The organism is Dolichospermum circinale AWQC131C, from assembly GCF_000426905.1.
Lineage (GTDB): Bacteria > Cyanobacteriota > Cyanobacteriia > Cyanobacteriales > Nostocaceae > Dolichospermum > Dolichospermum circinale.
This window is the reverse complement of sequence record NZ_KE384651.1, coordinates 96,140-99,066: the sequence shown is the minus strand read 5'-3', so window position 1 is coordinate 99,066 and position 2,927 is coordinate 96,140. Positions and strand designations below refer to the sequence as shown.

Here is a 2,927-nt window from a genome sequence, read left to right as displayed (position 1 = left end):
AAAAATTGTCGTTATGACAAGGGAACAGGGAACAGGGAACAGGTTTTGGGCAACTTTACTTTTTGTTGCTTATGTCGGTTTTTTCCGTTCACCTATTTAGGTTATGTTTTTTCTAAAATATGATATGTACTTTTTTCTTGGTCTAATACCGAAAAGAGTCTAAATACTAAATTAACAAAAAGTTCCTCAAGTTAAGTGTGGTTTTTGCCGAATGTACCAGGGAAATTCCCGTACTCTTGCCATTGTGAATGATAAATCAACTCATCTATTCCTTCTTCTAAGCTGGGGGGAGCATCCCGGATTTGGCGGTGCATTCGGAAAATGATGTCTTCGGGAACTTGACGAATTCGTCTTTGATTTCGGGCTAAACATAGCCAGATTGGCGTTCTGAGCCAAATTCCGGTAATGTGAGTCGAGCCAAAATCACGGGCTAGGGTAATCACTTCTCGACGGTTTTTCCTTTGGGTGTTGGTAGCATCGAAAATCACTCCTTGATCTAAGTTTATCGCTTGTTGAAATTGTCGTTCTATTTCCTGCCAAATTAGCGGCCAAGCCCCTTGAATTGCTTCAGAACCAAAAAGCTGCCCCCGGATGGCATCTGTGGAAATTAGCTGCATCTGGGAGCATTCTGTTAATAGTTGTTTTGCTAAGGTTGATTTACCGCTACCAGGAAGACCAATCAGTAAAATTAATTTAGTCATTAGTCAGTGGTCAGTGGTCAGGAGTCAGTGGTCAGGAGTCAGTGGTCAGGAGTCAGTGGTCAGTTGTTAGTGGTAAAAAAATCAGGAACAACCGACGACGAACAACTGACTAACTAGATGATTGTTCCATGGGGAATGACAGCATTTTTGAGAACGACGACAATGCCACTACGAATGTAGAAGCCTTGGTTTTCCCGTTCTGCTTCTTGGACGTTGTCTTTGTTGATGATTTTCACATCGTGACCAATGCGGGCATTTTTATCAATGATGGCACGACGAATAATGGTGTCTGTACCAATACCGACGGGAATATCATTTTCTTCTAAGCTACATTGTTTTTCGACAAATGGTTGATAATAGTCAGCGCCCATGATCAGGGTTTCTTCAATTGTAGATCCTGATTCTATCCGCGATCGCACTCCTAAAACTGAATGTTGAATCCGGCAATCTTTCAAGATACAACCTTCACCAATCATAGATTCTGTGATTTGGCAATTCAACAGTTTAGAGGGTGGTAGATAACGAGCGCGGGTATAAATTGGTGCTGCTTCATCGTAAAAGCTAAAGGGAGGGAGGGGTTGCTTAGTTAAAGCTAAATTGGCTTCATAAAAAGATTCAATTGTCCCAATATCTTCCCAATAGTCATCAAATAAGAAGGCCTGAACGTTATGATCCTTAGCTGCGTCGGGAATAATTTCTTTACCAAAATCAGTCCGTTCTAAAGATTCTTTTAGCAACTTAATCAAAACATCTTTTTTAAAGACATAAATCCCCATGGAGGCGATATATGGCTGTAATTGAGCTTGTTCTGGCGTTAATCCTAATATGGTAGTATCAACACGCATTTGCGCTAGGGCTTCCCCTTTAGGTTTTTCACTAAAGTCAATTACTCTTCCGGCTTGATTAATTTTCATTAAGCCAAAATCCGAAGCCCGACGATCATCCATGGGAATTACGGAAAGTGTAATATCCGCATTTGTATCTCTATGACGCTTGATAAATTGACGGTAATCCATACGGTAGAGATGATCACCAGAAAGAATCAGAAATTCCTCTACATCCCAATCCTGTAACATCCAGATATACTGACGCACAGCATCAGCCGTACCTTGAAACCAGTTCGGGTTTTCTGGGGTTTGTTGTGCTGCTAACACTTCTACAAATCCATCGCTAAACCCGCTAAAGTTGTAAGCACGAGCAATGTGACGATTCAGGGAGGCTGAGTTAAATTGAGTGAGGACATAGATTTTGAATATTTCCGAATTGATGCAGTTGCTAACGGGAATATCTATTAAGCGATACTTCCCGGCTACTGGTACTGCTGGTTTGGCGCGAAGCTTGGTTAACGGATAAAGCCGAGTACCCGCACCCCCACCAAGAATAATTGCTAAAACTTTTTTCACAAAATTTCTCCCGACTGCTTTTCAATTCTCATCTACAGTTTAGGACTCTATGTAGCAACTGATAAAGATAAGAGTAAAGAATCTTAGGGATGAATTTTCAAATGGGAGTTAATGGGGAAATATAGAACTTATGTACTATGATAACGGTTCTATAACGGTTCTATTCAGGATGTAAATTACATACAGCAGCTTTCAGCGGTCAACAGTCAGCAGTAAAACCCTTTAGTACAATGTCCTTTTGATTTTAGTTTGTTTCTCAAATCTCAAATCAGGGAAAGAGGAAAAAATTTCAGCCTTGATTTTTTTCTATTGGTAACCAATCATCTAAAATTTGTGCTAGTGAAGCAATGGGGATAAGAGGGAAGATATCAAGGGGAAGTTGAGAACGATCTGATGCTTCTAATCTAGCATCTTGATAACATTCGTCAAATATTTCTAAAATGTAAGGTTTTAAACTTGGACTATCTTTAAGTTCATGTTTTATCTCTCTGCGAAATGTTCTAATTTCCCCTAGCCAATGTCCTTGATTACCTTCTCTTTCACTATCCCAATATTTGAGTTTTAGTAGATGTACAAGCAGCTTAGTTAATAAACTTTCAATTGCTCGTTTCTCACTTCTACCAATAGTTTCTAATTCTTCTAATAAATTCTCTAAATCAACAGCAGAAAATTGTCCTGTGCGAAGTTGGTTAATGGTTGTTCTTATCCACAGGTAATAGTCTTGGTCGTATAAGGTTTGAGTTGTGGTTTGTGTTGATGTAACCATATACTGGCGAAGATTTTGCTATTTATTCCATTTTAGCTTAATTGAGTGATTACTGTT

Annotated in this window: 3 protein-coding genes; all 3 read right to left on the bottom strand. The window is 39.4% G+C overall.

The window, feature by feature from the left end:
• Positions 1-191 precede the first annotated feature (191 nt).
• The 3 genes from ACIR131C_RS0119740 to ACIR131C_RS0119730 all read right to left on the bottom strand — a co-directional run bounded on the left by ACIR131C_RS0119740 (position 192) and on the right by ACIR131C_RS0119730 (position 2,870).
• Entirely contained in the window at positions 192-701 is a 510-nt protein-coding gene (locus ACIR131C_RS0119740; RefSeq protein WP_028091557.1) for an AAA family ATPase, read from the bottom strand.
• 113 nt (positions 702-814) lie between these two features.
• The gene (locus ACIR131C_RS0119735; protein WP_028091556.1) at positions 815-2,104 is read right to left on the bottom strand and encodes a glucose-1-phosphate adenylyltransferase; all 1,290 of its coding nucleotides are present in this window, start codon (positions 2,102-2,104) and stop codon (positions 815-817) included.
• A gap of 289 nt (positions 2,105-2,393) precedes the next feature.
• Positions 2,394-2,870 carry a DUF29 domain-containing protein gene (locus tag ACIR131C_RS0119730; RefSeq protein ID WP_028091555.1) on the bottom strand — a complete coding sequence of 159 codons (477 nt, stop codon included), beginning with the start codon at positions 2,868-2,870 and terminating at the stop codon, positions 2,394-2,396.
• Positions 2,871-2,927: the final 57 nt, after the last annotated feature.